Genomic DNA, 219 nt, shown 5'->3' on the forward strand with positions numbered 1-219 from the left:
ACAAGCAAATTCAAAGTCCAGTGCAAAGCTATAGTAAAGGTTCACGGGGTCTTTCCGTCTAGCCGCGGATACACTGCATCTTCACAGCGATTTCAATTTCACTGAGTCTCGGGTGGAGACAGCGCCGCCATCGTTACGCCATTCGTGCAGGTCGGAACTTACCCGACAAGGAATTTCGCTACCTTAGGACCGTTATAGTTACGGCCGCCGTTTACTGGG

General features: G+C 51.1%; 1 rRNA gene. It reads right to left on the reverse strand.

From position 1 onward, the window contains the following. Positions 1–219 (reverse strand): 23S ribosomal RNA (locus tag IV40_RS10485); the annotation flags it as partial.

This window comes from Lactobacillus selangorensis, assembly GCF_001437205.1.
In the GTDB taxonomy this organism is placed as follows: domain Bacteria; phylum Bacillota; class Bacilli; order Lactobacillales; family Lactobacillaceae; genus Paralactobacillus; species Paralactobacillus selangorensis.